23 protein-coding genes are annotated in these 25,947 nt (G+C 59.4%); 8 read left to right on the top strand and 15 right to left on the bottom strand.

Annotated features, from left to right (window positions below; genetic code table 11):
- Nucleotides 1–34: 34 nt before the first annotated feature.
- The 3 genes from IMCC20628_RS11910 to purM form a co-directional block, all read right to left on the bottom strand.
- A complete protein-coding gene (locus tag IMCC20628_RS11910) occupies nucleotides 35–1,306 on the bottom strand; it encodes a cyclopropane-fatty-acyl-phospholipid synthase family protein (RefSeq protein WP_047030400.1) in 1,272 nt (423 codons plus the stop codon).
- Between the two features lie 139 nt (nucleotides 1,307–1,445).
- Nucleotides 1,446–2,069: a phosphoribosylglycinamide formyltransferase gene (purN, locus tag IMCC20628_RS11905; protein ID WP_047030399.1), complete on the bottom strand. Its 624-nt coding sequence runs from the start codon at nucleotides 2,067–2,069 to the stop codon at nucleotides 1,446–1,448.
- A complete protein-coding gene (gene purM / locus IMCC20628_RS11900) occupies nucleotides 2,066–3,136 on the bottom strand; it encodes a phosphoribosylformylglycinamidine cyclo-ligase (RefSeq protein ID WP_047030398.1) in 1,071 nt (356 codons plus the stop codon). The genes purN and purM overlap by 4 nt, the downstream gene beginning before the upstream one ends.
- 201 nt (nucleotides 3,137–3,337) lie before the next feature.
- Between purM and IMCC20628_RS11895 the strand changes: the two genes are divergently transcribed.
- From IMCC20628_RS11895 to IMCC20628_RS11875, 5 genes are all read left to right on the top strand, one after another.
- A complete protein-coding gene (locus tag IMCC20628_RS11895; protein ID WP_047030397.1) occupies nucleotides 3,338–3,883 on the top strand; it encodes a CDP-alcohol phosphatidyltransferase family protein in 546 nt (181 codons plus the stop codon).
- A gap of 47 nt (nucleotides 3,884–3,930) precedes the next feature.
- Nucleotides 3,931–5,052, top strand: a complete 1,122-nt coding sequence (locus IMCC20628_RS11890) for an AI-2E family transporter (RefSeq protein ID WP_047032502.1) — start codon at nucleotides 3,931–3,933, stop codon at nucleotides 5,050–5,052.
- Nucleotides 5,052–5,756, top strand: coding sequence for a DnaA regulatory inactivator HdaA (gene hdaA, locus IMCC20628_RS11885; RefSeq protein ID WP_047030396.1), 705 nt, complete (start codon nucleotides 5,052–5,054; stop codon nucleotides 5,754–5,756). The genes IMCC20628_RS11890 and hdaA overlap by 1 nt, the downstream gene beginning before the upstream one ends.
- A 58-nt stretch (nucleotides 5,757–5,814) precedes the next feature.
- Complete coding sequence (locus tag IMCC20628_RS11880) at nucleotides 5,815–8,049, top strand: RNA degradosome polyphosphate kinase (protein ID WP_245307766.1); 2,235 nt, start codon at nucleotides 5,815–5,817, stop codon at nucleotides 8,047–8,049.
- Between the two features lie 191 nt (nucleotides 8,050–8,240).
- Nucleotides 8,241–9,767, top strand: coding sequence for a Ppx/GppA phosphatase family protein (locus IMCC20628_RS11875; protein ID WP_047030395.1), 1,527 nt, complete (start codon nucleotides 8,241–8,243; stop codon nucleotides 9,765–9,767).
- Nucleotides 9,768–10,250: 483 nt separating this feature from the next.
- On the opposite strand, the gene IMCC20628_RS11870 is transcribed toward IMCC20628_RS11875, so the two are convergent.
- The 6 genes from IMCC20628_RS11870 to IMCC20628_RS11845 form a co-directional block, all read right to left on the bottom strand.
- On the bottom strand, nucleotides 10,251–10,604 hold the full coding sequence (locus IMCC20628_RS11870; RefSeq protein ID WP_047030394.1) for a DUF1428 domain-containing protein: 354 nt from the start codon (nucleotides 10,602–10,604) through the stop codon (nucleotides 10,251–10,253).
- Between the two features lie 18 nt (nucleotides 10,605–10,622).
- Nucleotides 10,623–11,549: a VOC family protein gene (locus IMCC20628_RS11865; protein ID WP_047030393.1), complete on the bottom strand. Its 927-nt coding sequence runs from the start codon at nucleotides 11,547–11,549 to the stop codon at nucleotides 10,623–10,625.
- A gap of 23 nt (nucleotides 11,550–11,572) precedes the next feature.
- On the bottom strand, nucleotides 11,573–11,803 hold the full coding sequence (locus IMCC20628_RS11860; RefSeq protein WP_047030392.1) for a DUF4287 domain-containing protein: 231 nt from the start codon (nucleotides 11,801–11,803) through the stop codon (nucleotides 11,573–11,575).
- Between the two features lie 128 nt (nucleotides 11,804–11,931).
- A complete protein-coding gene (locus IMCC20628_RS11855) occupies nucleotides 11,932–12,627 on the bottom strand; it encodes a DUF899 domain-containing protein (RefSeq protein WP_047030391.1) in 696 nt (231 codons plus the stop codon).
- 55 nt (nucleotides 12,628–12,682) lie between these two features.
- On the bottom strand, nucleotides 12,683–13,126 hold the full coding sequence (locus IMCC20628_RS11850; RefSeq protein WP_047030390.1) for a VOC family protein: 444 nt from the start codon (nucleotides 13,124–13,126) through the stop codon (nucleotides 12,683–12,685).
- Nucleotides 13,123–13,764, bottom strand: coding sequence for a TetR/AcrR family transcriptional regulator (locus IMCC20628_RS11845; protein WP_047030389.1), 642 nt, complete (start codon nucleotides 13,762–13,764; stop codon nucleotides 13,123–13,125). Before IMCC20628_RS11845 ends, IMCC20628_RS11850 begins: the two co-directional genes overlap by 4 nt.
- Before the next feature lie 422 nt (nucleotides 13,765–14,186).
- Between IMCC20628_RS11845 and IMCC20628_RS11840 the strand changes: the two genes are divergently transcribed.
- Complete coding sequence (locus IMCC20628_RS11840) at nucleotides 14,187–15,482, top strand: cyclopropane-fatty-acyl-phospholipid synthase family protein (protein ID WP_047030388.1); 1,296 nt, start codon at nucleotides 14,187–14,189, stop codon at nucleotides 15,480–15,482.
- A 6-nt stretch (nucleotides 15,483–15,488) separates the two neighbouring features.
- Here IMCC20628_RS11840 and rnd read toward each other — a convergent pair whose 3' ends face one another.
- Both rnd and IMCC20628_RS11830 read right to left on the bottom strand, forming a co-directional pair.
- Nucleotides 15,489–16,634, bottom strand: coding sequence for a ribonuclease D (gene rnd, locus IMCC20628_RS11835; RefSeq protein WP_047032500.1), 1,146 nt, complete (start codon nucleotides 16,632–16,634; stop codon nucleotides 15,489–15,491).
- Between the two features lie 15 nt (nucleotides 16,635–16,649).
- Nucleotides 16,650–17,933: an MFS transporter gene (locus IMCC20628_RS11830; protein WP_047030387.1), complete on the bottom strand. Its 1,284-nt coding sequence runs from the start codon at nucleotides 17,931–17,933 to the stop codon at nucleotides 16,650–16,652.
- Between the two features lie 234 nt (nucleotides 17,934–18,167).
- Between IMCC20628_RS11830 and aspS the strand changes: the two genes are divergently transcribed.
- Nucleotides 18,168–19,955, top strand: a complete 1,788-nt coding sequence (gene aspS / locus IMCC20628_RS11825; protein WP_047032499.1) for an aspartate--tRNA ligase — start codon at nucleotides 18,168–18,170, stop codon at nucleotides 19,953–19,955.
- A gap of 90 nt (nucleotides 19,956–20,045) precedes the next feature.
- On the opposite strand, the gene IMCC20628_RS25130 is transcribed toward aspS, so the two are convergent.
- Both IMCC20628_RS25130 and IMCC20628_RS11820 read right to left on the bottom strand, forming a co-directional pair.
- On the bottom strand, nucleotides 20,046–20,210 hold the full coding sequence (locus IMCC20628_RS25130; protein WP_156174492.1) for a hypothetical protein: 165 nt from the start codon (nucleotides 20,208–20,210) through the stop codon (nucleotides 20,046–20,048).
- A gap of 194 nt (nucleotides 20,211–20,404) precedes the next feature.
- Entirely contained in the window at nucleotides 20,405–21,622 is a 1,218-nt protein-coding gene (locus tag IMCC20628_RS11820; RefSeq protein WP_047030386.1) for a hypothetical protein, read from the bottom strand.
- A 222-nt stretch (nucleotides 21,623–21,844) separates the two neighbouring features.
- Here IMCC20628_RS11820 and parC point away from each other — a divergent pair, with 222 nt between their 5' ends.
- Entirely contained in the window at nucleotides 21,845–24,091 is a 2,247-nt protein-coding gene (parC, locus tag IMCC20628_RS11815; RefSeq protein ID WP_047030385.1) for a DNA topoisomerase IV subunit A, read from the top strand.
- Nucleotides 24,092–24,117: 26 nt separating this feature from the next.
- On the opposite strand, the gene IMCC20628_RS11810 is transcribed toward parC, so the two are convergent.
- Entirely contained in the window at nucleotides 24,118–24,843 is a 726-nt protein-coding gene (locus IMCC20628_RS11810) for a DUF3750 domain-containing protein (protein WP_047030384.1), read from the bottom strand.
- Between the two features lie 101 nt (nucleotides 24,844–24,944).
- Nucleotides 24,945–25,856, bottom strand: coding sequence for a DMT family transporter (locus tag IMCC20628_RS11805; protein ID WP_047032498.1), 912 nt, complete (start codon nucleotides 25,854–25,856; stop codon nucleotides 24,945–24,947).
- Nucleotides 25,857–25,947 lie beyond the last annotated feature (91 nt).

Here is a 25,947-nt window from a genome sequence, read left to right as displayed (position 1 = left end):
GCGCAGGCATCAGCATAAAAGCTTGCAGCAGGTATCACTCGTCCAGCGCCTGTTTGGCGCTGGCGACGACGCGTTCGAGAAATTCGGTTTCGCGTTCTGCGATGCGGGCTTCTTCAGCACCGATATAGTCACGCGTGATCGGTACGGCGTCGCGTTCCCGGCCGATCTGCAACTGGAAGACGTTGCTTGAGCCTTGCAGGAAGACGCATTCGGCGATCGACAGATAGAGTTCCCACATCCGGCAGAAACGTTCACCCATGATGTCGACCGCGGCCGCGCGGTTGCTGAGAAACCGTTCGCGCCAATGCTGCAGCGTATAACCGTAGTGGCAGCGCCAGATTTCGCAATCCAGCAGCCACAACCCGGTCGGTTCAATGGCTTCGACGGTTTCCGACAGCGACGGCGCGTAGCCGCCGGGAAAGATGTATTTGCGGATAAACGGCCCGGTGATGCCGGGGGGCGCTTTTGAGGAAATCGAGTGGATCAGCGCCACGCCATCCGTCGTCAGCCTGTCGCGCACGGTGAGGAAATAGGGGGCCAGATACTGAACCCCGACATGCTCGAGCATGCCGACCGACACAACCCGGTCGAACGTGCCTTCAACTTCGCGGTAGTCGATCAGCTCGAATTTGACCCGGTCGCTGACGCCGAGGAGTTCGGCTCGCCTGCGGGCGACTGTCAGTTGCCGCTCCGACAAGGTGACGCCCAACACTTCAACATCGGCGACATGGGCCAGATAAAGCGCCATTCCACCCCAGCCGCAGCCGATATCGAGCACGCGCTGCCCGTCTTTCAGGTTGAGCTTGGCCGCGATGTGGCGCTTTTTCAGCGTCTGCGCCTGTTCAATCGTCTCAGTGCCCTCGGGGAAATAGGCGCAGGAATATTGCATGTCACGATCAAGAAACAGCCTGTAGAGATCCTCGCCGATATCGTAGTGCGCCTTGACGTTGGCGCGAGATCTCGAGAGCACGTTGTTTTGCTGAAACCGCCGGACCTTGCGTGACAAGCCACGCCAGAAAATCTGGGTGGGCGACAGGTCGAAATGGCGTTTGTTGGCGTAAAAAACCTTGATCAGATCATGGATGCTGCCGCTGTCCATAACCAGTCCGCCATCCATATAGGCTTCAGCGGCATTGAGTTCGGGATTGAGAAGGATTTTCCATTCCGACGCCTTGTTGGTGAAGCGGATGGCCGCCTCCGGTCCGGGTTCCTTGCCGCCGAAATTATGCACAACGCCCTTGGCGTCGGTCATCGTCAGGCGGCCCTTTTTGATGGCTTTGTCGAGCAGGCCGTAAAGCGAAAGCATGGTGTCTCCTGTCCGGGTCGCCAAAAATTGCGGTGCCCGGTCTGATCCTTGCACAAACCGCTAGAAGAACAGGATGACGCGCGCAGGTCCAGCCCCATCCGGCGGTTCCGTCAAAGATATTGGCCTAGGAAATTGAAATTCAGCCTTCGAATCGGGTCCGGCCGTCACCGCTCATGCGGACGTCGCCGCGCGCCAGCATCGCCAGCGCCTTGGGATAGATCCGATGCTCGGCCTCAAGCACGCGCTGGCCCAGCGTTTCGGGCGTGTCATCATGCGCCACGCGCACCGCTTCCTGTTCGATGATCGGTCCTTCATCCATCGCTTCTGTGACGAAATGCACGGTGCAGCCATGAACCCGGCAACCCGCCGCCAGCGCGCGGCTGTGGGTCGCAAGTCCGGGAAAGGCAGGAAGCAGCGATGGATGGATGTTGATCATCCGGCCCGAGTAGCGTTGAACAAAATCACTCGACAACAGCCGCATGTAACCCGCCAATGCGATGATTTGCGCGCCTGAAGCCGCGATCACGGCGTTCACCGCGGCTTCATGCGCGGCCTTGGTGTCATAGTCAGAGCGCGGAATCGCCACCGCTTCGATGCCGAAGCCGCGAGCATGCTCCAGACCCTTGGCGTCAGGCTTGTCGGAAATCACCGACACGATTTTGGCCGGGAAGGCGCTGTCGAGCGATGCGGCGATCAGCGCGCCCATATTCGATCCGCGCCCGGAGATCAGCACGGCGACCGGGACTTTCGGCTTGTTGCTCACAGCCCCAACGTTCCCGTGTAGGACACGCCCGGCGCGCCATCAGCGCGTGCGATCAGTCTGCCGAGCCGAACCACGCTTTCGCCCTCGGCTTCAAGTGCTGCGGTGACCCGATCCGTGTCCGCAGCCCTTACAACCGCGATCATGCCGACGCCGCAATTGAAGGTGCGCAGCATTTCCTCAGGCGCGACGCCGCCGGTTTTTGCGATCCATGAAAACACCGGCGGGGGCGATATGGCGCCGAGATCGATTTCGGCTGCAAGCCCTTCGGGCAGAACGCGCGGAAGGTTTTCCGGAAACCCGCCACCGGTGATATGCGCCAATGCCTGGATCGCGCCGGTTTGCCGGATCACATTGAGAAGCGATTTCACATAGATGCGGGTCGGTTCCAACAGCGCGGCACCAAGGCTGGTTGAGGGATTAAAGGGCGCAGGCGTATCGTAGCCAAGCCCGCTCATCTCGACAACGCGGCGCACCAGCGAGTAGCCGTTGGAATGAACGCCGGAGGAGGCCAGCCCCAGCACAACGTCGCCCTCGGCAATTTCGCCGGAAGGCAGAAGCTTGCCACGCTCGGCTGCGCCAACGGCAAAACCGGCCAGATCATAGTCGCCATCACGGTACATCCCGGGCATTTCAGCGGTTTCCCCGCCGATCAAGGCGCAACCGGCCAACAGGCAACCCTGGGCGATGCCGCCGACAATGGCCGCACCCTGTTCAGGGTCGAGCTTTCCGGTGGCGAAATAATCGAGAAAGAACAGCGGTTCGGCGCCCTGGACAACCAGATCATTGACGCACATTGCGACAAGATCAATGCCGACAGTATCGTGCAGCCCGGCTTCGATCGCCACTTTCAGCTTGGTGCCGACGCCGTCATTGGCGGCCACCAGTACCGGATCTGTAAACCCTGCCGCCTTGAGATCAAACAGACCGCCGAAGCCGCCGATTTCGCCATCAGCACCCGGCCGCCGCGTCGAGCGCACCAGTGGCTTGATGCGGTTGACCATCTCGTTGCCGGCATCAATGTCGACGCCTGCCTGGGCATAGGTGAGGCCGTTTTTCGGATCCGCCATGTTGGCTTCCCCTCCTGAGTGTCAAAGGAGCTACGTATGAGCCGGAAATGGCATTTTGTTGGCAATTCCGCAAGTCGGAGCGTGGCTCGCTGCGCCACAAAACCGGGATAACCCGGTGAAACTATCTTCTGTGAGGCACAGGCGGTTGGAAAAGCGCCACTCAATCGCCATATCCAGGACAGTCAGGATAGTGTGCCGCCGATGACCTTGCCCAACTACATTACCATTGCCCGCTTCCTCATGGTGCCGTTGATTGTTCTTGTGATGATCGATGGCCACATGCTTGCGGCTTTTTTGCTGTTCGTGCTGGCCGGGGTTTCTGATGGCATCGACGGGTTCATTGCACGCCGGTTCGACCAGAAATCCGAATTTGGCGCCTGGCTCGATCCGATCGCTGACAAATTCCTGCTGGTGAGTGTTTTTGTCGTGTTGGGATGGCTCGAGGCGCTGCCCGCGTGGCTGGTCCTTCTGGCGGTGTCCCGAGATGGACTGATCATTGGCGCGGTGGTGCTTTCGAGCCTGATGAACAATCCGGTTCAGATGCGGCCCTTGATGGTTTCAAAGGCCAATACGGTATTCCAGATTATTCTGCTTATCCTTGTCTTGGCTGATCTTGCCGGTCTGGCCAGGCTTGACCCTGTGATTGGATGGATGATCTATGCGGTCGCGGGCTTGACCATCGCTTCAGCGACCGCCTATCTCGTCTCTTGGCTGAGGCACATGGCAGGCAAGACAAAAACCGACTAGTATGCTGTTGGAGACTACGGGTGGAAGCGTCGGCAAACGAGGTGTTCATGACAACCAGAATCGACCGGTCGGCGCTACGGCGACAAATCTTCTTTTGGTTGCTGGCGCTCGCAGTGTTCATTGTCTTCCTGATGGTGTTCAGTTCAATCCTGCTGCCCTTTATTGCCGGTATGGCGCTGGCATATTTCCTGGATCCTGTGGCTGACTGGTTCGAACGCCGCGGATTTTCCCGGTTGATGGCCACCCTGGCCATCCTGATAGTCTTCGTTACGATTTTTGCGATCACTTTGGTTGTGCTGATTCCCGTTCTGGTGACACAGGCGGCGGATCTGGGAGGCCGGATACCGGGCTATATCACCCAGCTTCAATCGCTTCTGATGTCTGAGTCCAATCTCTTGCCGGGCTGGATCAGCGACCAGCTGGGCCAGATCAAGGAGAGTTTTGCAGCTCTTTTGAAGGAAGGTGCCGGTCTGGTTGGCACCATTTTTCAGCAGATCTGGAATTCCGGCATGGCGCTGCTCGATATTGCCGCCTTGTTCGTGGTGACACCTGTCGTCGCCTTCTATCTGCTCCTGGACTGGGATAATATGGTCGAGAAGGTCGACAAATGGGTACCGCGCGATCACGTCGAAACCGTGCGGGCTCTGGCCAGAGAGATCGATGCGGCCATCGCCGGCTTCGTGCGCGGGCAGGGCAGTGTCTGCCTCATTCTCGGTCTGATTTACGCTGTCGGGCTGTCACTCGTTGGCCTGAATTTCGGCCTTCTGATCGGTATATTCGCCGGTCTGATCAGCTTTATTCCCTATGTAGGCTCATTGGTCGGCCTGGTGCTGGCGTTGATTGTTGCGGTTGTCCAGTTCTGGCCGGATTTCATCATGATCGGCGCCGTTGTTGCAGTCTTCGCGGTGGGGCAGTTTTTTGAAGGCAACATTCTGCAACCAAGGCTGGTCGGCAAATCGGTAGGACTGCATCCGGTCTGGCTGATGTTCGCCTTGTTCGCATTCGGTGCGCTGTTCGGCTTCGTCGGAATGATGATCGCGGTGCCGGCGGCGGCTTCTGTCGGCGTATTGGTGCGCTTTGCGATTTCCCGCTATCTCGAGAGCGATCTCTATCATGGCCATCAACGCCCCGAACGGCCGGTTGCCGATATTGAGGCTGCGTCGGACTGATGGCCAAATCGCCTCCCACGCGGCAATTGCCGCTGGAATTCAACCATGATCCGGCGACGAGCCGTGACGCGTTGATCGTCTCTGACCGGCTCAATGCCGCGGTGGCGATTGTTGATCGCTGGCCCGACTGGCCGTCACCGGTGGTTATCCTCGCCGGGCCGACGGGATCGGGCAAATCCCATCTCGCGACCATCTGGGCCAATCGCGTCGGCGCCAGGACGGTGAGCATTGTCGAACCTGATCCGCAGGTCCTTGAAATCGCTGCTCAGGGGCCGGTGCTGATTGAAGATATCGATCGTCTGGGATTTGATGAAACCGCTTTGTTTCATCTGATCAACACTGTCCGCGAGCATGGCAGCGCGGCGTTGATTACCACACGGCTCTGGCCCGCAGGATGGAACGTGACATTGCCGGATCTTGCATCTCGCTTGAAAGCCGCGACAGTGGTCGAGATTGCCGAGCCGGATGAGGACCTGTTGGCCCAGGTTCTGGTCAAGTTGTTCGCCGATCGTCAGGTGGCTGTCGATGACCGAATCATTGTCTGGCTGGTGGCAAGGATGGAACGCTCATTGGCCGCCGCACGCGCAATCGTCACCCGGCTCGACCAGTTGTCGATGGCCCGGGGGTCGAAAATAACAAGGGCGATGGCCGCCGAAGTCATGGCTGAAATGGACCATGGAAACGACGACATCGAACTGTCATAGTTCCTTCGTTGATATGCTATAGATGGTGAAAACCTGAAGCAGGGCGTTGGAGTTGGTCATGGAAGAGTTCGAAAGCGTGGACGTCGGCGGCAATGGCTCGGGCGTGAGCGGAACGGAAACCGATCCGGTTGCCGGAGCAACGCCGGAACAGGATTTGCTTGAGAGCCCCAATCGCTTCATCAACCGTGAAATCTCCTGGTTGCAGTTCAATCGCCGGGTTCTCGATGAGACCCTGAATGTCAGCCATCCCTTGCTCGAACGTGTGAGGTTCCTGTCGATATCGGCAGCCAATCTCGACGAGTTTTTCATGGTCCGCGTGGCCGGGCTTGAGGGACAGGTGCGCGAGGGCATTACCAACCGTTCAGCCGATGGACTGTCGCCGAACGAGCAGCTTGATCAGATTCTGGATGAAATTGACGGCCTGCAGCTCGAACAACAGGCTTCCCTTGCGATTTTGCAGCAGAACCTGGCTGCCGAAAACATCTTTATCGTACGCCCATCGGTTCTCAACAAGGCCGATATGGTCTGGCTTGAAGACGAGTTCCTGCAGTCGATTTTTCCGGTGCTGACTCCGCTTGCAATCGACCCGGCGCATCCATTCCCGTTCATTCCCAATCTCGGATTTTCCATCTGTCTGCAGCTCGCCTCAAAGGCTGCCAATGAGCCGATGACAGCACTGATCCGCTTGCCGATCGCGCTCAACCGTTTCCTGCGTTTGCCCGATCTCGATGGCGCCATCCGCTACATCACGCTTGAAGATGTGGTGAGCCTGTTCATCAGCTCGCTCTACCCCGGATACGAGGTCCGCGGCTCGGGCACATTCCGCATCATTCGTGATTCCGATATCGAAGTTGAAGAAGAGGCCGAGGATCTGGTCCGGCTGTTCGAAAGTGCGCTCAAACGCCGCCGCCGTGGCTCGGTCATCCGCATCGAGTTCGATTCGGAACTGCCGCAAAGCCTGCGGGAGTTTGTGGTTCACGAGACCAATGTTGCCGAAAACCGGATCGCGGTTCTGCCGGGCCTGCTGGCGCTCAACACTTTGTCCGAGATCACCAAGGCGCCGCGCGATGATCTGAAGTTCGAACCTTACAATGCGCGGTTTCCCGAACGCATCCGCGAACATATGGGTGACACGTTTGCGGCGATCCGGGAAAAGGACCTGGTGGTTCATCACCCGTATGAATCCTTTGATGCTGTCGTCCAGTTCCTGTTCCAGGCCGCGCGCGACCCCGATGTGCTGGCAATCAAGCAGACGCTTTACCGGACCTCCAATGACAGTCCGATTGTCCGCGCGCTGGTCGATGCGGCCGAGGCCGGCAAATCGGTGACTGCGCTGGTCGAACTCAAGGCCCGGTTTGATGAGGAGGCCAATATCCGCTGGGCCCGGGACCTGGAGCGGGCCGGAGTGCAGGTGGTCTTTGGCTTTCTCGAACTCAAGACCCACGCCAAGATGTCTTTGATCGTCCGGCGCGAGGAGGGCAAGCTGGTGTCTTATTGCCATCTGGGCACAGGCAATTATCACCCGGTCACCGCCAAGATCTACACGGATTTGTCCTACTTTACCTGTGATCCGGTAATTGCCCGCGACATGGCCCATGTGTTCAATTTCATCACCGGCTACGGCGAGCCGGAAGGGCTTTTGAAACTGGCGGTTTCCCCGCTCAATCTGCGCACCCGGATTCTGGAAAACATTGAGGCCGAGATTGTCCATGCCGAGGCCCACCGGCCTGCTGCCGTCTGGATGAAAATGAACTCGCTTGTCGATCCCGAAATCATCGATGCGCTGTACCGCGCCAGCCGGGCGGGTGTGGAGATCGATCTTGTCGTGCGCGGCATCTGTTGCCTGCGTCCACAGGTTCCGGGGCTCTCGGAGCACATCCATGTCAAGTCGATCATCGGCCGGTTCCTCGAGCACAGCCGGATTTACTGTTTCGGCAACGGCCATGGCCTGCCGTCGTCGGAAGCGCTGGTCTATATTGGCTCGGCTGACCTGATGCCGCGCAATCTCGACCGGCGTGTCGAGACCCTCGTGCCTATCGTCAACAAGACCGTGCACGAGCAGGTGCTCTCGCAGATCATGCTGGGCAACATGATCGACAACCAGCAGAGCTATGAAATCCTGCCTGACGGCACCTCCCGCCGGATCGAACCCGGCGAGGGTGAGGAACCGTTCAATGCGCAACTCTATTTCATGACCAATCCAAGCCTGTCGGGCCGTGGCGAGGCACTGAAATCGAACGCCCCGAAACTGATTGCCGATCGCTTGGCCCGGACGTCACGTAGCAAGCGTTGATCAACTTGCGGTTCTTCCGCCGATCTCTCCCGCAAGCCAGCGGGGACGTGCCTGTGGAAAGAGCCGTCAACAGGCGAGATTTCCGGGTTTCGGATTGGCCGCATCCCCTATATAAGCACACAAACCTGTTGTCCCCGAACTCGTTCTGCTCGCGCTGAGCGGGTCGACCAAACCGCGAAGCGCAAGTAGCAATGGTGGAATCGGAAGCCCAGGGACGTTTGCCAGGTATCCATCCTGTATGTGTGATCGATATCGGCTCCAACTCGGTGCGTCTCGTGATCTACGAGGGTCTCAGCCGGGCTCCCTCGGTGCTGTTCAACGAGAAGGTTCTGTGCGGCCTGGGCAAGGGGCTTGTCGCAACCCGTCGCATGGACGAAGCCGGGATTGCCCGTGCGCTGGCCGCGCTCAGGCGGTTCCGCGCTCTATCGGAGCAGGCACGGGCCTCGGAAATGCATGTTCTGGCCACCGCCGCCGCCCGCGAGGCTGAAAACGGCGCGACATTCATTGCAGCAGCTGAAGCCATTCTGGATTGCCGCATCCGGGTTCTGACCGGCGAAGAGGAAGCCCGTTTCTCGGCTCTTGGCGTTATCTCTGGCCATTACAAACCCGATGGCATTGCCGGCGATCTGGGCGGCGGATCGCTTGAACTTGTAGACGTCAAGAACACGGTGCATTCGGGCGAACAAACCCTGCCTCTGGGTGGCCTCAGGCTGTCCGAAATGTCTGGAGATTCCATATCCAAGGCCAGATCCATCGTCCGGCGGGAACTCAAGAAATCTCCGGTTCTGCAGGGCGGGGCAGGGCGTACCTTCTATGCCGTCGGTGGTACCTGGCGCAATATTGCCAAGTTGCACATGGAGATCAACGGCTATCCGCTTCACATGATGCAGGCCTACGAAATCGATGCCAAGCCGGCGATTGAATTCCTGGCTGAAGTCGCGGCGATGAAGCAATCAAAGATCAATGCCATCAAGGCGATTTCCCGGAATCGGCGTGGATTGTTGCCCTATGGTGCGGTGACGCTGCAGGAAACGCTGATTGCCATGAAAGCGTCACGGGTCAGCTTTTCGGCGCTCGGTGTGCGCGAAGGCTATCTCTATTCCCTGCTGGGGACGGCAGAAGCGGCGCGCGACCCACTGCTGACCGCAGCCGGTGAATTGGCGATCCTGCGGGCGCGCTCGCCCGAGCATGCCCGTGAACTGGCCGCTTGGACCGGACGCATGTTCCCGGTGTTCGGGGTGCATGAATCGGAAGAGGATGCGCGTTACCGTCAGGCTGCGTGTTTGATGGCTGACATTTCCTGGCGCGCCCATCCTGATTACCGCGGCCTGCAGGCGCTCAACATCATTGCCCATGGCACCTTCACCGGGATCACCCATGGTGGACGCGCCTATATCGCGCTGGCCAATTATTTCCGCTTTGAAGGTCTCAACGAGGACGGCGCGTCTTCCGGCCTGGCTGCCATCGCCGGTCCGAAATACCTTGAATATGCCAAACTGCTCGGCGGCATGCTGCGCGTGGTCTATCTGTTTTCGGCCTCGATGCCCGGAATGGTGCCGCAGCTTTCATTTGCACCGGCAGAACCCGCCGATGGTGATGTCGATATTGTTCTGCTGGTGCCTCGCTCTTGCGAGGCCTTTATCGGCGAACGGCTGGAAGGCCGCCTTCAGCAACTCGCCAAACTGACCGGCAAGCGGCTTGGATTCAGGGTCGGCTGAAACATCGACCGATCAAGAGGATGCATAAGCGTGCGGTGGATTGGCTGAAACCTGGCTTGCCACGGCGTCGGATGGCTTGAAAGACGCATCTGCCCTCGCAATCCGTCTCGTCGAAAAGCGGATTTGAGCCAAGAGGCTACGACCCATTAAACGCAGGATGCTTTGGAGCTGTTTGAGGTTCGTCGCGGCCGGTCAGATCAACACGCCTGACGATTGGACAAAGAAAAAGGCCGGGCGAAATTCGCACCGACCTTCCTGACTTGCCTCAACACACCTGCCAGTACATCCGTGGTCAGGGTGGAGACAAATTTCTTTGTTGATCTCAATATGGGGTTTCCCTGTCGCTTTGCAAGGGCAAATGTTCAATGTTTTTGGCAGCTAAGGACCAAATGATCTGTCAGGGGAGGAATTCACCCCGGGACACGGCCTGGAGGGGTAACCGCATCCCGGGATGGCAACGCCCAAAGGGCTTTGCACTTGATCCTAAATGTCGAGAATGACGTCGAAACCGCCGTAGATCATGCGCTTGCCGTCAAACGGCAAGGTTGCCGGATCGTAGTTCATCCGCGGATCCTTCATCACCTTTTCCATGCCTGCCGTCTGGGTTGCCTTGTCGGGCCACCATACCCAGGAGAAGATCACGGTTTCGTTGTCTTTGGCCTGGACCGCCATCGGCATAGAGGTCAGTTTGCCATCAGGGACGTCATCACCCCATGCCTCTACCACTTGGGTGGCGCCATGATCCTTGAACACCGCAGCAGCGGTCGTGGCCATGTCGAGATAATCCTGCTTCTTGTCATTCGGCACTGATGCCATGAATCCGCTCACATATGCCATGCTACTCTCCTCTCTGGTTTAACCTCTGGCTGCTGCCTCGAGTGTTGCGACATCCAGTTTCTTCATTTTCAGCATCGCGTTCATCAAACGGTCGGCCATGGCCTGGTCTGTCGGCGCCATCAACCGGTCCATGATGGTCGGGGTTATCTGCCATGACACCCCGAACTTGTCCTTGAGCCAGCCACATTGGCTCTCCTGTCCGCCATCGGCGGTGAGTTGGTCCCAGTAACGGTCGATCTCGGCCTGGGTCTCGCACGACACCATCAGCGACACGCCTTCGGTAAAGCTGAAGCCGTGCGACCCCGGTCCGTCCATGATGATGAAGTCCTGTCCGAACAGGGTGAAGCGGCCAAACAGCACCGTGGCAGCGTCTTCCCCCTCAGCCGCGTCGCGATACTGTACCGGCCCTGTCGCGGATCCCGGGAAGATGCCGGTATAAAGCGCGATCGCATCTGCTGCGCGGCCATAATTGCCCTGGGTAAACATCAGCGCCGGCGTGATGGTCTGGCCTTCACCTGGCTGCTGGCGCAGCATGATCTGCCAGGACACGCCGTAGCGGTCATTGAGCCAGCCATAGCATGTGCTCCATGGATAGCTGCCGAGCGGCATCAGTACCGAGCCACCGTCGCTGAGACCGGCCCACAAGGCATGGATTTCTGCCTCGGTGTCGAGCTCGACGAACAGTGAAATCGCGGGGGTTGGCTTGAAAGCCGGTCCGCCATTGAGCCCGGCAAAATGCTGGCCGGCGAGTTCGAAACCCGCCACCATCACCTTGCCGACCGGCTGGCCGTGGGCCTCTCGGCCCTCCTCGCTGTAGTGGCTCAGGTGGGTGATGCGGCTATCGGCAAACAGGCTGGTATAGAGCTCCGCCGCCTCTTCGGCCTGGCTGTCAAACCAGAGGAAGGGGGTGATGATCTGTCTGGAATGTGCGTTGGTTTTTCTCATGATGATCCTCCCATTCAGCCTGGCTACTTGGCCGGCATTTGCTTGATGTTTGCAAACAGCGCCCAGATTGCCATGGCGTGGCCACGACCAAGATCAAAGTCCTCCTTCAGCCATGCGACCACGTCACCGGCCTTCACGCCCTTTGCGACTTTGCCGCCTTCAAGCAGTCCCCTGGCTTCCGCGAGCTGGCGCAAGTCGTCCGGGGTCTTTCCCGTTTTTGCCTTGATGGTATCAAGATAGGCCTGAAAGCTCATGGTCGTGCTCCTCGAGCCTGTTGGCCCGCGCCACGCAAGTCCAGGGGCGGCGTGGCCGGCGTCATGGTGTCAGGTTTGTAGTTCGTCGCTGCAGTGGGCATGGCTTGGTTCTCCATTGAACTCTGCTGTCAGGCGTGCGCACCGGTGAGCCGCCGGGCAGCACTAGGCGCGGACGGTTGTGCATCATATTCGTCGTGGCGTCGCCACCATTGGTAAGGCGCGTCCTGAGCCACGCCTTCCGGCGCATCCTGCCAGCTCTCCTGGCGGCCATAGGGAGTGATGTCGAGCAGTGCCATTGGCGTGCCCAGCGTCTCCACGCCACGGTAGCTGGTGTAGTAGGTCCGCATGATGCCGTCGTCGGTGCGCAGGAAGACATTGAGGCCGAAGCCGCCATCAATCCCGTAATCAGCGCCGAAGCTGTCGATGCTCTGGTAAAACGGCATGGTCCAACCCATGCGGCGCTTGTAGGCCTCTATCTGTGGCGAAGGTGCGCGGGCGACAAACACCAGTGTGACATCGCGTGCATTGAGATGCGCCAGATGCGGCATGTGATCGCCGACCATGCTGCATCCGGCGCAGGGTGCTGGGTCATCCGGCTGGAGCATGTGGTGGTACACAATCAGCTGGCTGCGGGTTTCGAACAGCCCTTCGAGATCAGTTTCGCCATGCGGGCCGGTGAACCGGTAGGGTTTGTCCACCCGCATGAAGGGCAGCCGCCGCCGCTCTGCGGCGAGACGGTCGAGTTCCCGGGTAATGGCCTTTTCTTTTGCCAGTAAATCGGCGCGGGCTGATCTCCAGCTGGCTTCATCGACAATTGCATTCATGCGTTCCTCCATGAGTGGTGCGGCATCGGCCCGGCGGGCGGATGCGCGGTTGCGTTCAGTCCGCCAGGCTTTTGGCCGTGGCTTGTTGTTTAGCGGCGGCGGGTTCGTTGAAGGCCCACTCCAGGCCGAACGGATCACGGACGCGGCCAAAACGGTCGCCCCAGAATTCGAGCTTGAACAGTGACACAACTTCGCAGCCCGCCTCCACCGCGCGGTTCCACCACAGATCGCCATCGGCGATCACCAGTTGCAGCAGGAAATTGCTGCCGGTCGATCGTGCGCTGCCATGTTCGGGAAACGGGTCCATCAGCATCACCATGCCGTCATTGATCTCGATGCTGGCATTGAGAACGCGGCCATCCTCGCTGCGGGCCACCTCGCCATGCAGCACGGCGCCAAACGCACGGGTGTAGAATTCGATCGCCTTGTCGGCGCCCTCGACGGTGGCGTAGGGGATCACCCCGCGCATCAGGCGCTTGTAATCGGATGCACTGCTCATGCGGCTTTCTCCTCTGGCTGGGAAAACAACAGCGTCACGTAACGCTTGAGATGGGCGACACTGTCGATGGCGACCGAGACGGAATCCTCCGCCTTGGCCAGAATGAAGGCGCCCTGCAGCACCACTTGCGTGTGCAGCGCCAGGCTCTCGGCGGTCCATCCGGCGTCACTCATGCCCCGCGCGTCCATCGCCGCCTGGATGTCGGGCGCCAGCGTGTCCGCGTGGCCGGCAATGGCGGCGTGGCAGGCGTCACGGATCGCCGGTGCTGTCAGATAGGTCTCCTGCACCATGGTGCCGACCAGGCAGCTGTAGTCCGGCAATTCGCCTGCCAGCAAAAGCCGGCGAAAATCGATATAGCCCAGCACCCGGTCGAGCGGATCGGGATGGTCGTGATAGGGCGCCGAGGCAAATAGCTCACCAGTGAACTCCGACCAGTAGTCCGCAGCAGCTACCCCAAGTGCTTCCTTGCTCTTGAAGTGATGAAAGAACGCGCCCTTGGTCACTCCCGCGGTTGTGCAAAGCTCATCAACGGTGGTGCCGGAATAGCCCTTGGAGCGGATCACGGCCAGACCTGCAGTCAGCAGCTTGTCGCGGGCGTTTTGTGGTGTTGGGACGGTTTCGGCTAACGTATCGGTCATCATTGGTTCCAGTTTTGGTCAGCATACCAACTGGTCGGTACGTTGGCAAGATGGATTTTGCAAGGCGCTATTCGCGGGGGGGGGGGGGCTTGGCGCATCCGGCCTTCGCGTCTGGCGACACCGAAACCTGAAAAGGCAGATCTGCGTCGGTCAGAGCAAATCGGTACGTCGCTGGTCTTCACCGTGCTGTGGACCGCATGGCAGGGGTGGAGTTGATGCGAGCGGGCCCAACGTCGGGAAGAAAGTTCAATAAGAAACGGTGCACCGGCTAGCGATTGCCGCAGCCAGCTACAATGACGCTTCGGTATTGGAGGTTGCCTTGGCGGGCAGGTGGCATAAAAGGGGGGCAATTGATTGATGGCCGGTCGAAAGACCGGCGTGCTATTGCTTCGGCGATGGTATTTTTCCGGGAGTGAGTGTTGATGAGCGCCAAAAGCCGTCTGAAAAGTTTCCGCAAACTCGTCGCTCATGCACGCAAGGTTCTTGAACTCGACATCGGATTCAGGCTCTGGGACGGATCAACCGTACCCGAGGATCTTGATCCAAAGGCCTTTACGATCCTTCTGGCTGACGAAGGTCTGGTTGCAGCGCTGTTGCGCTCTCCCAATCCCGAAACCCTGCTCAATCTCTGGGTGTCCAAGCGCATCGACTTTGAAAACGGCGACATGTTCGACCTGGTGGCGCGACGGCCCAAGGTTCGTACCCGCGAGATCCGCAAGACGCTCAACAAATTCCTGGTTTTCAACACGCTGCGCAAATTCATGTTTGTCGGCAAGGGCGGGCCATGGCCGCTGAGCGATCAGCCCGACGAGAAACCGTCTGACGGCAATGCCGAGGAAAACCAGAAGAACATCGCCTATCACTATGATGTCTCAAACGCGTTTTATAATCTCTTTCTCGACGAGCAGATGGTCTACACCTGCGGCTATTGCACCCTTTGGGACAATGACATTGACCAGATGCAGAGCGACAAGCTGGAGATGATCTGCCGCAAAATGCGGCTGCAGCCCGGCGACAAGATGCTCGACATCGGCTTTGGCTGGGGCTCGCTGGCGCTCTATGCGGCAGCCAATTACGCTGTTCATGTCACCGGCGTCACCCTGTCCGAGCGCCAGTTTGAATTTGCCAAGGCAAAAGCCGAGGAGCTTGGATTGTCGGACCGGGTGAATTTCATCCTGCTTGATTATGCCAAGGTGGAGGGCGAATTCGACAAGATCTCCTCGATCGGCATGCATGAAGCCATCGGCATCGACAATTACCCGACCTATTACTCAACCATCGCCCGCGTGCTCAAGCCGGGCGGCATCTATCTGCACCACGCCATCACCCGGCCTGCCAAAAAGGACGCCAAGACCTTCCGCAAGAAGAACAAGGAGTTCGCGCTGCTGACGAAATACATCTTCCCCGGCGGCGAACTTGATCACATCGGCAATACGGTGATGAATCTGGAGCAGCACGGCTTCGAGGTGCATGATGTAGAGAACTGGCGCGAGCATTACCAGCGTACCTGCAAGCTCTGGCACGACCGGTTGCTGGCCAATTACGACGCCGCCGTCGCCGAAGTCGGAGAGGTCAAGACCAGGCTCTGGCTTGTCTATCTCGGCGGCTGCTCGATTGCGTTCGAGCGCAACACGGTGCGGCTCTACCAGACCGTGACGACGCGCGTCAGACGTGGACCGGCGGGATTGCCGCCGACCCGTGCTGATTTGTATAGATAAGCGGCCTTAAAGCTCGACCGCTTCGACCTTCTTGTCGGTAAATCTGAGCGCCACTTCGCCGCGAATGAGCTTGAGCGCCCGGTCGCCGAACAATTCCCGGCGCCAGCCTTTCAGCGCTCCGACATCGGCGGCTTCGCCGTCAATGGCAATGGCTTCAAGGTCATCGGAAGTGGCGATGATCTTGGCGGCAACATTCTCTTTTTCCACCGTCAGCTTGAGCAGCACGCGCAGCAGTTCCACCGCGGCCTGAGCACCCTCGGGCGCCTGTCTCTGGCGCGGCAGCCGCGGCATCTCGTCCTTTGGTGTTTCAAGCGCTTCCTTGACGATCTCGACGATGGTGGCGCCCTGTTGCGACCGCTCCCAGCCGCGCGGAATTGTCCGCAGCCGCGACAGAGCTTCGCTGTCCTGCGGCTGCTGCTGTGCGATCTCGTAAATCGCGTCGTCCTTGATCACCCGGCCGCGCGGCACGTTGCGGGCCTTGGCTTCGCGTTCGCGCCAGGCTGCCACATGCTGCAGCACGCACAGCTCGGCGGGTTTCTTGACCCGCATCTTCAGCCGCCGCCAGGCGTCCTCGGGCTCGACCTCATAGGTGGCGCGCGTTTCCAGTATGGCCATTTCGTCGATCAGCCAATGGGCGCGGTTTTCGGCTTCCAGCCGGGAGACAAGCTCGAGATAGACATCGCGCAGATGGGTGACGTCGGCCAGGGCGTAATCCAGCTGCTTGTCGCTGAGCGGCCGGCGGCTCCAGTCGGTAAATCGCGAGGATTTGTCGATTGGTGCGCCGGTGATCCGCGAAACCAGCTGATCATAGGAAATTGATTCGCCGAAACCGCAGACCATGGCCGCGACCTGGGTGTCGAAAATCGGGTGCGGAACCAGATCTCCGAGCTTGACCACGATTTCGATGTCCTGGCGCGCGGCGTGAAACACCTTGATCACCGACGAATCCGCCATCAGGTCAAAAAATGGTTTGAGATCAATCCCTTCAGCTTGCGGGTCGACGATACCTTCGTCGTCCGGGCCTGCCATCTGGATGAGGCAGAGCTCGGGCCAATAGGTGGTCTCACGCAGGAACTCGGTGTCAACAGTGACAAAGTCGTGGCTGGCAAGGCGGGTGCAAAAGGCGGCAAGCGCCTCGGTCGTTGTAATCATGTCCATGATTGGCCTTTAGCGGGATTTTTCCGGTTTGTCTTGCCCTGGAAACGGATTTGGATCATCCGTGTCCGGCATTCGGTTGACTGACTGTGACGCCATGCGCGCAAAAACCGGCGAGGTGCGCAACAATCCGGTGAACCGGCCACGGTCGGGTTCATCGGGCGCTCCGCGGATGATCCGTATGATGGTGTAGACAACGAAGCTGCCGTGCATGGCACAGATAAAGGCGAAAAACGCCACCGGGCCGAGCCAGTCGACCAGCACTGCCGACAAAAGCGGGCCAATCGAGGCGCCGATGGCCCAGAAGAACATCAGGCCAGAGGCGATCTGCACGAATTCACCGTCCTTGGCCCGGTCATTGGCGTGTGCCGCCGACAGCGAGTAGAGCGGCATGGTGAACGCCCCCCACAGGAAAATGCCGGTCAGATTGAGCGCCACATCGCTGCCCGCAAACCAGACCATGAACAGCCCGCACAGGGTGGAGCCGGTGGTTGCCATCAGCAGCACGGTACGGCGGCCGATCTTGTCGGACAGATAGCCGAGCGGATATTGCAGCATGATCCCGCCGATGATGCCGGCACTCATGAACGAGGCGATGTCGGAGACCTGCAGGCCGAGGCTTTCCGCATAGAGCGGTCCCACCGAGCGGAATGACGCCGTTGTCAGCCCGACGGTGATGGCGCCGGCCGAGGCCAGCGGCGACACCAGCCACAATCGTTTTGGGCTGAAGGAAAAGGGTGCTGGCGGGGCAGGGTTCGAACGATCTGCGAGCGACACCGGCACAATCGACAGGATGATCAGCATCGTCATCACTGCAAAGATCTCGAACCCGCCAATGCCGAAAATCGGCAACAGATACTGTGATGCGGTCACGGCGCCCAGATCGACAAAACGGTAGATCGCCAGGGTTCTGGCCCGGTTGGCGTTGGTGATCTGTGAGTTGATCCAGCTTTCCACATTGGCAAACAGCGATGCAAAGCAGATCCCGGTGACCAGCCGCATCAGGAACCAGAAGAACGGATCGATGACCATCACCATGGCGAGCGAGGCGCAAGCCGCAATCGCGGCCATGGCGGCAAAGGCGCGAATGTGTCCGGTGGTCCGCAGCAGCCACGGCGTCATCCAGCAGCCGATGATGAAACCGAAATAATAGCCCGCGCCGGCAAGCCCGATGACGGTCGGCGAAAACCCCTCCGCCGAGCCACGCAGGCTGATCAGCGTGCCCTGCAGACCGTTGCCGGCCAGCAGCACGCCTGCGGTTGTCAAAAGTGGTATGAGCGGACGAAGCGAATGCATGACAGGCCGATACGAGAAACAGTAACCCGAGTCCTACACCGGATTTGTCTGCCCGTCGTGGCGAAATCCCGCCAATGCACAGTGCGATTGCGCCGTTTCACCTTGACAAAGAGGGTGGGTCATGCGCTTTTCCGCGCGATTTTTACCGTGCGCCGAGGCGGCGATGCGAACCTCTTTTTGCACTCCGCCAATCCGCCGATTCCACCCATTGGTCCCAGCCATCGAGGATATGCCATGCATCCCTACCGTTCCCATACCTGTGCTGCGCTTCGCAAGAGCGATACCGGCGCCACCGTTCGACTTTCGGGCTGGGTGCACCGTGTCCGTGACCATGGCGGTCTGCTGTTCATCGACCTTCGCGACCATTACGGCCTGACCCAGATCGTCGCCGATCCGGATTCGCCGGCTTTCAAGACCGCGGAAAAGGTTCGCGGCGAATGGGTGATCCGCATCGACGGCGTCGTCAAGGAACGCATGGCCGACACCATCAACACCAATCTCGGCACCGGCGAGATCGAGGTCTTTGCCCAGGAGATCGAAGTTCTTTCGGCGGCCAAGGAGCTGCCGCTGCCGGTCTTTGGCGAGCCGGATTATCCCGAAGACGTGCGCCTCAAATACCGTTTCCTCGATTTGCGCCGCGAAACCCTGCACAAGAACATCGTCACCCGCACCAAGGTGATTGCCGACATGCGAAACCGCATGACCGAGATCGGGTTCGCCGAATACGCCACGCCGATCCTGACCGCGTCATCGCCCGAAGGCGCCCGCGACTTCCTGGTGCCGAGCCGCATTCATCCGGGCCAGTTCTACGCCCTGCCGCAGGCGCCGCAGCAATACAAGCAGCTCCTGATGGTCGCTGGCTTTGACCGCTACTTCCAGATCGCACCGTGTTTCCGCGATGAAGACCCGCGCGCTGACCGTCTGCCGGGCGAATTCTACCAGCTTGATTTGGAAATGAGCTTCGTCACCCAGGAAGATGTCTGGGACACGATGGAGCCGGTGATGCGCGGCGTGTTCGAACAGTTTGCCGAAGGCAAGCCGGTGACACAGAAATTCCGCCGCATCCCGCATGCCGAATCGATCCGCAAATACGGCTCCGACAAGCCCGATCTGCGCAACCCGATCGAGATGCAGTCGGTGACCGAACATTTCGCCGGTTCCGGCTTCAAGGTGTTTGCCGGCATGATCGCCAACAACCCCAAGGTTGAAGTCTGGGCCATTCCCGCCAAGACCGGCGGCAGCCGCGCATTCTGCGACCGGATGAACTCCTGGGCGCAAGGCCAGGGCCAGCCGGGTCTGGGCTATATCTTCTGGCGCAAGGAAGGCGACACCATCGAAGGTGCCGGCCCGATCGCCAAGAACATCGGACCGGAGCGCACCGAAGCCCTCCGCATCCAGATGGGCCTTGAAGACGGTGACGCCTGCTTCTTCGCAGCCGGCGATCCGGCGAAGTTCGCCCGCTTTGCAGGCGACGCCCGCACCCGCGCTGGCGAGGAACTCAACCTCGTCGACGAAGACCGTTTCGAACTGTGCTGGATTGTCGACTTCCCGTTCTACGAATGGGACGAGGACGCCAAGAAGGTCGAGTTTGCACACAACCCGTTCTCGATGCCTCAGGGCGGCATGGAAGCGCTCGAGACCCAGGATCCGCTGAGCCTCATGGCCTATCAGTACGATCTCGTCTGCAACGGCTTCGAAATTGCCTCGGGTTCGATTCGTAACCAGTCGCCCGAACTGATGGTCAAGGCCTTTGAAAAGGTCGGCTTGAGCCAGGCCGATGTGGAAGAACGCTTCGGCGGTCTCTACCGTGCATTCCAGTACGGTGCGCCACCGCATGGCGGCATGGCAGCCGGTGTCGATCGGGTGATCATGCTGATCGTCGGCGCCAAGAACCTGCGCGAAGTGGCGCTGTTCCCGATGAACCAGCAGGCCCAGGACCTGTTGATGGGCGCTCCAAGCCCGGCATCGCCGGCGCAATTGCGCGATCTCTCTATCCGCCCGATTCCGCCCAAGCCTGAATAGGGCTTCACCGGAATCAAATCATCAAAAAGCCCGGGTAAACTGATGTTTCCCGGGCTTTTTCTTGATGTCTCGGTCTGTCCGAAGTTTCGCTCAGTCCTTGTCGTCGGTGGTCTCCGGCGCAATATCGAGCAGGTCTTTCTTCGGCGTAGCTGCAGCGGCCTTGGCCTTGCTTGGAGCCTTGGCCGCGGCCTTTGTTGTTTTGGCGGCAGGCGTTTCTGCCGTCTTTTTTTCCGGTGTGGCTTGATAGCGAATCATGCGGGCAATCCGATGCGTGTACGAGGGCGGCGATTGGCGCGGGAAGTGGGCGCCAAATCACTCATTGTCTGGGTTCATCCTGCGCTTGCAACGACCAACAAGCAACATCGGCGGCGCCGCAATACATCGTTTTGAGGCGGCGGCGAAGCGCCGCAGCCCGGATCAAAGACCGGGACCGCGGCGATCAGCCTTGCTTATTCCTTGCAGCAGAGAACGACCGGGTCGTTGGCGGTGACCTGCACATTGAGCAGATCCACCAGTGTTTTGGGATCACCCATGCCAGCGCCCATGATCACCGGCACCGCAACCGGATTGGCTGGCTTGGCAGAGATGGTGATGTTGCCGGGATTGTCGAGATAGATGTTGGTGGCGGCTAAGATCTGCTGCTGCAACGCCGGAAGCCCCAGTTGCCCCAGCATCAATGGCATCATGCCCTTGATCGCCATCCGCATCTGATCGCCGCTCATGCCCTGTTTCTTGCCAGCGAATGTAAGGGCCTTTTCAGTCACCGATGCATCATCAAAGCGGATGGCGGCGGATTTGAAGCTGAGTTGCTGCAGCATGCCCAGCATGGCAAATCCCATGGCTTGTTGCGCTGCTTCGGGGTCGGGATTGGCGGCAGCTGCCGCCTGCGCCTGCTGCATTGCCTTGATGAATTCCAGTGTGTAACCGGAGATTTCCAGCGACATCGCAAGCTGGCCGATGTCGTCAAGGCTGAGAGAATACTCGCGAAGGCTGAAAGTGCCGGGCTCTACCTCCCAGACGCCGTCAAGCTTGAGATCGCCGGTTAATTTTGTATAGCCAAGCTCCGACAGGGCTTCCTTGGCTTTGGCGTCATCAATCTGGCTCAGATCAATTGCCATGTCCGAACCATCCATCACCATGCTGACGCTGGAATCATCATCGGCGCGATCAACCTCCAGGTTCAGTCCAGCCATTGAAAAAACCTCTTTGCGGTCTTTTTGAACTCTGATCTTGCCTGTCGAAAATCCCTCGTAGAACATGATGTTGTCGATCGTGTCATAAACCGGATCAGCCGGAACCGTCAGTCCCGACATCTCGATGTCGACAACCGAGACGCTGACGCCGTCCTTGGTGATGTTGACGTCATCAAACTGCATCTGATCGACATAATAGCTGCCGTCATTTTCATCCTCGACCCCATTGAAGGTGATGTTGCCGATGTCGACCGGCGGTTCGCCCGGCGCCTCAAAACGCGCAGATTTCAACACGATCGTGTCGCCATCGGGCTCCACCGATGCAAAGCTCATCTTGACGCCGCCCTGACTGGCCACGGCTGCGACCTTGGTGGCAAAATCATCTGCGTCGAGCGCCAACGCCGGACTTGCCAGGGCGAACCCCAGCACTGAGGAAACAAAAAGCTTTTGCATGAAGCGGGGATGGAAATTCATTTGACTGTCCTTTTAAGGGCCGAGCGGGTCCGGCTTGCCGGGCGGTATTCACGAATTCGCGTTAAAAGTTAGATCGGTCACGCCACACCGTCCAGCCATGATCCCTCTATAAACGGCGGAAAAATGGCGTGGATGGCATTAATGTGTGGGAACGCGGCTGCACGGCAGGGCTTGACGCTGCCGCCTCTTGCCCCGAATCAGCGCTTCCGTTAACCCGTGCCCATGGGAAAAAGCCTGCTTCCGCCCGGTGGTGGAGACCACATTCAAGCCGTTGACCTGAAGAAGGCGCTCGAAGAGCGCTATCTGGCCTATGCTTTGTCGACCATCATGCACCGGGCGCTGCCCGATGTGCGTGACGGCATGAAGCCGGTGCATCGCCGCATCGTCTACGCGATGAGCGAGATGGGTCTGAAGTCAGCCGGGTCATTCAAGAAATGCGCCAAGATCGTCGGCGAGGTGATGGGTAACTTCCATCCCCATGGCGACCAGTCGATCTATGACGCGCTGGTGCGGCTGGCGCAGGATTTTTCCGTCCGCTATCCGCTGGCCAATGGTCAGGGCAATTTCGGCAATATCGACGGCGATAGCGCCGCTGCGATGCGCTACACCGAATCGAAGATGACTGCCGTCGCTGAATTGCTGATAGAGGGCATCAACGAAGACGCGGTGGATTTCCGCACCACCTATGATGAGGAAAACAGCGAGCCGGTTGTGCTGCCGGGCGCGTTTCCAAACCTGCTCGCCAATGGCTCGACCGGCATTGCCGTCGGCATGGCAACCTCGATCCCGCCGCACAACGCAGCCGAACTCTGCGACGCAGCACTGGCGTTGATCCGCAAGCCGGAAGCCACTGTGGAAGACCTTCTGCAATATGTCGAAGGACCGGATTTTCCCACTGGCGGCGTCGTTATCGACAGTCGTGAGTCCATTCTGGAATCCTACAGGACCGGGCGTGGCGGCTTCCGGGTTCGCGCCAAGTGGGAGACCGAGGACACCGGTCGTGGCGGCTACCAGATCGTCATCACCGAGATGCCCTATCAGGTGCAGAAGTCCCGGTTGATCGAAAAAATCGCCGAACTGCTGATCGCTCGCAGGCTGCCTTTGCTGGATGATGTCCGCGATGAATCTGCAGAAGACGTGCGTCTGGTGCTGGTTCCCAAAAGCCGCGCAGTTGATCCCACCTTGCTGATGGAATCGCTGTTCCGGCTTTCGGACCTGGAAAACCGCATTCCGCTCAACCTCAATGTCCTGTCGATGGGCAAGGTGCCCAAGGTGATGAACCTGGCCGAGGTGCTGACCGAATGGCTGGCGCACCGCCGCGATGTGCTGCAACGCCGGTCGCGGCACCGGCTGGCGGCGATCGAGCGCCGGCTGGAACTGCTCGCAGGCTACCTGATTGCCTATCTCAACCTTGATGAGGTGATCCGCATCATCCGCGAGGAAGATGAGCCGAAGCTCGAATTGATGAAGACCTTCGAGCTCAACGATATTCAGGCCGAGGCGATCCTCAACATGCGGCTGCGTTCGTTGCGCAAGCTCGAGGAAATGGAAATCCGCAAGGAATTCGATGGCTTGACCGGTGAGAAAGCTGAAATCGAGGCATTGCTGGCCTCCGATTCCAAGCAATGGCAGACGGTGGCATGGGAAGTCGGCAAGGTTCGCGAGACCTTCTCCAAGGAAACTGCACTGGGTGCCCGCCGCACCAAGTTTGCCGCTGCACCGGTCGCTGATCTTGCGGCAATCGAGCAGTCGATGATCGAGAAAGAACCGATCACCGTGGTGATTTCGGAAAAGGGCTGGATCCGCGGCATGAAAGGCCACATGGCCGATTATGCCGGGCTGCAGTTCAAGGACGGCGATCAGCTCAAGCTCGCCTTCCACGCCAACACCACCGACAAGGTCGTCATCGTCACCACTGGCGGCAAGGCCTATACGCTTGGCGCCGACAAGCTGCCCGGCGGTCGCGGCCATGGCGAACCGCTCAGGATCATTGTCGATATGGACAATGATCAGGCGGTGCTGACCGCTTTCGTTCATGACCCGGCGCGCAAGCTGCTGATTGCCTCGACCGTCGGCAATGGTTTCATCGTGGCGGAAAGCGACATGGTGGCCAACACCCGCAAGGGCAAGCAGATCATGAATGTCAGTCTTCCGGTCGAAGCCCGGCTGTGCGTTCCTGTGACCGGCGATCATGTCGCCATCATCGGCGAAAATCGCAAGATGCTGATCTTCCCTTTGACGCAACTGCCGGAAATGAGCCGCGGCAAGGGCGTCCGGCTGCAGCGCTACAAGGATGGTGGTGCCGCCGACATCCGCTGCTTTGCGATGGAGGAGGGGCTGACCTGGGAAGACAGCGCCGGCCGCATGCACAATCGCAAGAAGGACGAGTTGACCGAATGGATCGCCGACCGGGCCCAGGCCGGCCGCCTGGTGCCAAAGGGCTTCCCGAGGTCCGGCAAGTTCAGCTGATCAGGCAAGGCGGATCGCTTCCCGCCTCATACACCGATCCGTCCAAACCCCGGCAGCTTGATGCCCGGTTTTGCGATGTCGAAACCGAACACCAGTCCGCCGAGCCGCAGTTCGACGCCGTAGAGAGTTCCGACCGCAAGTCCGGCATAGCCGCCGAGCGAGAGTTCGAGATTGTGCCAGTCAGGTGACAGCGTGACGAAATCGCCAAAGGGGCGGAAATCGCGGCCCACCGCCTCGGGCGGCAGTGTTATGCCCAGTTCGGGTACATTTCTGAGCACATGGGAGACGAAGGAATTGGAATTCGGGCCCGGCCATATGGTGTAATCACCACGCTCGGCAAACGGGTAGGCCTTCACCGCTGCCTCGATCTTCGGGATCAGACGCGTCGCATCTTCGCCGTGAAGCTCAATCAGGATTTCAGGAACGTTGGAATACCAGCGGCCATCGGCAGGATAGGCATTGGTGCGGATCGGGCTGCCCCAGCCGACTTTGTCGTAGCGGGTGTAGCGCTCGTTTTCAGCCTTGGTGACTATCCAGCTGTGCACCGCAAGCGCGCCCTTCAGTCCACCGGTTCTGGCGGCCATCACATAGAGCGCGGCTGGCTTATCGATATCTGCATCAGGAAACAAGCCCGCTGACGACCAGTCGGCGCTGCGCCAGGAGCCGGGTTGCGAACCGGCTGCGCGCACGCCAAGCGATGCCAGTGCCGGGACGACAAAGCACAACACCACAAACAGGATGAGTTTCTTCATGCGGGAAAGTGTGCCTCCGGTGTTTTCGGACCGGCATGTTCAAGCATGGCCTTGCGACGTTTCTGCGGCAAAGAGGAGAACCCGCGCCGCAAGAAGGTGTTTTACACCGGATGCCGCGGCATCAGGCTCCGCGCCCTGCGCCGGTGGTGCAGCAATTGCCACACGGAATGCGTCACCAGTGCGGTCACGATGATGGCACCGCCAATCAGGCCGGTGGGTGTTGGCGCTTCGGCGAAGATCATCCAGATCCAGATCGGGGTGAGAATGGTCTCGAGCAGATAGAACATCGCCACTTCGGGGCCGGAGATGAACTGCGGACCGGTGGCCAGGCACCAGAACGCGATCGGGATGATGATCAAGCCGTTGAGCACCAGCCAGACCGGTTCGTCGACAACCAGCCCGGCCGGACCGCCCACCATGGTCAACCCGATCATCGCCGGCACCACGGCTGCAAACAGCGGCGCGAACCCCATGTCGGTGCGCGCCTTCCGGCTGGCGGTGATGGCGCCGGCAAGAATGAAGCTGGAGGCAAGCGCCAGCAGATCGCCGGTAATGTTTCCCGCCTTCAGGCCGTCAAAGACAATCAGCAGGACGCCGACGATCATGACAAGCATGGCGAGGAAGGTCTGGGGCTTCGGTCGTTCGCCAATCAGCCACCATGCCAGCAGCGCCGAAAACATCGGGTTGAACGCCAGGATGAACACCAGATTGGCGGTGGTGGTGTTGAACACCGCCAGCATGAAGGTGATTGATGCAAACCCGTACAGTGACACCACCAAAATCCCGGCCTTGCCCGGAATGATCGGCACATGTTTTTTGAACACAAGCCGGAGCACACTCCAGGCAACCACCGCTGCGAAAAAGGTCAGCAAGCTGCGGACTGCCAGTGCCGACCACGCATCGCTTTGTGAAAGGCGAAGCAGTGGAATGTCTATGGTCAGCATCAAGCCGCCAAAGGCGGTGATCAGAAGGCCCTTGCGATGGCTGGCCGCAGCGGTGAGGGGATCTTGCATGACGGGGCTGGCCTTGGTGGTTTGCAATTTGGAGTGTTGCCTGATGTCCGGTGGAGCAGGGATTGCCCGCTGCCGTCAAGCTCCAAGTCAT

This window comes from Hoeflea sp. IMCC20628 (assembly GCF_001011155.1).
Classification (GTDB): Bacteria; Pseudomonadota; Alphaproteobacteria; order Rhizobiales; family Rhizobiaceae; genus Hoeflea.
This window is presented reverse-complemented; position numbering and strand designations above follow the sequence as displayed.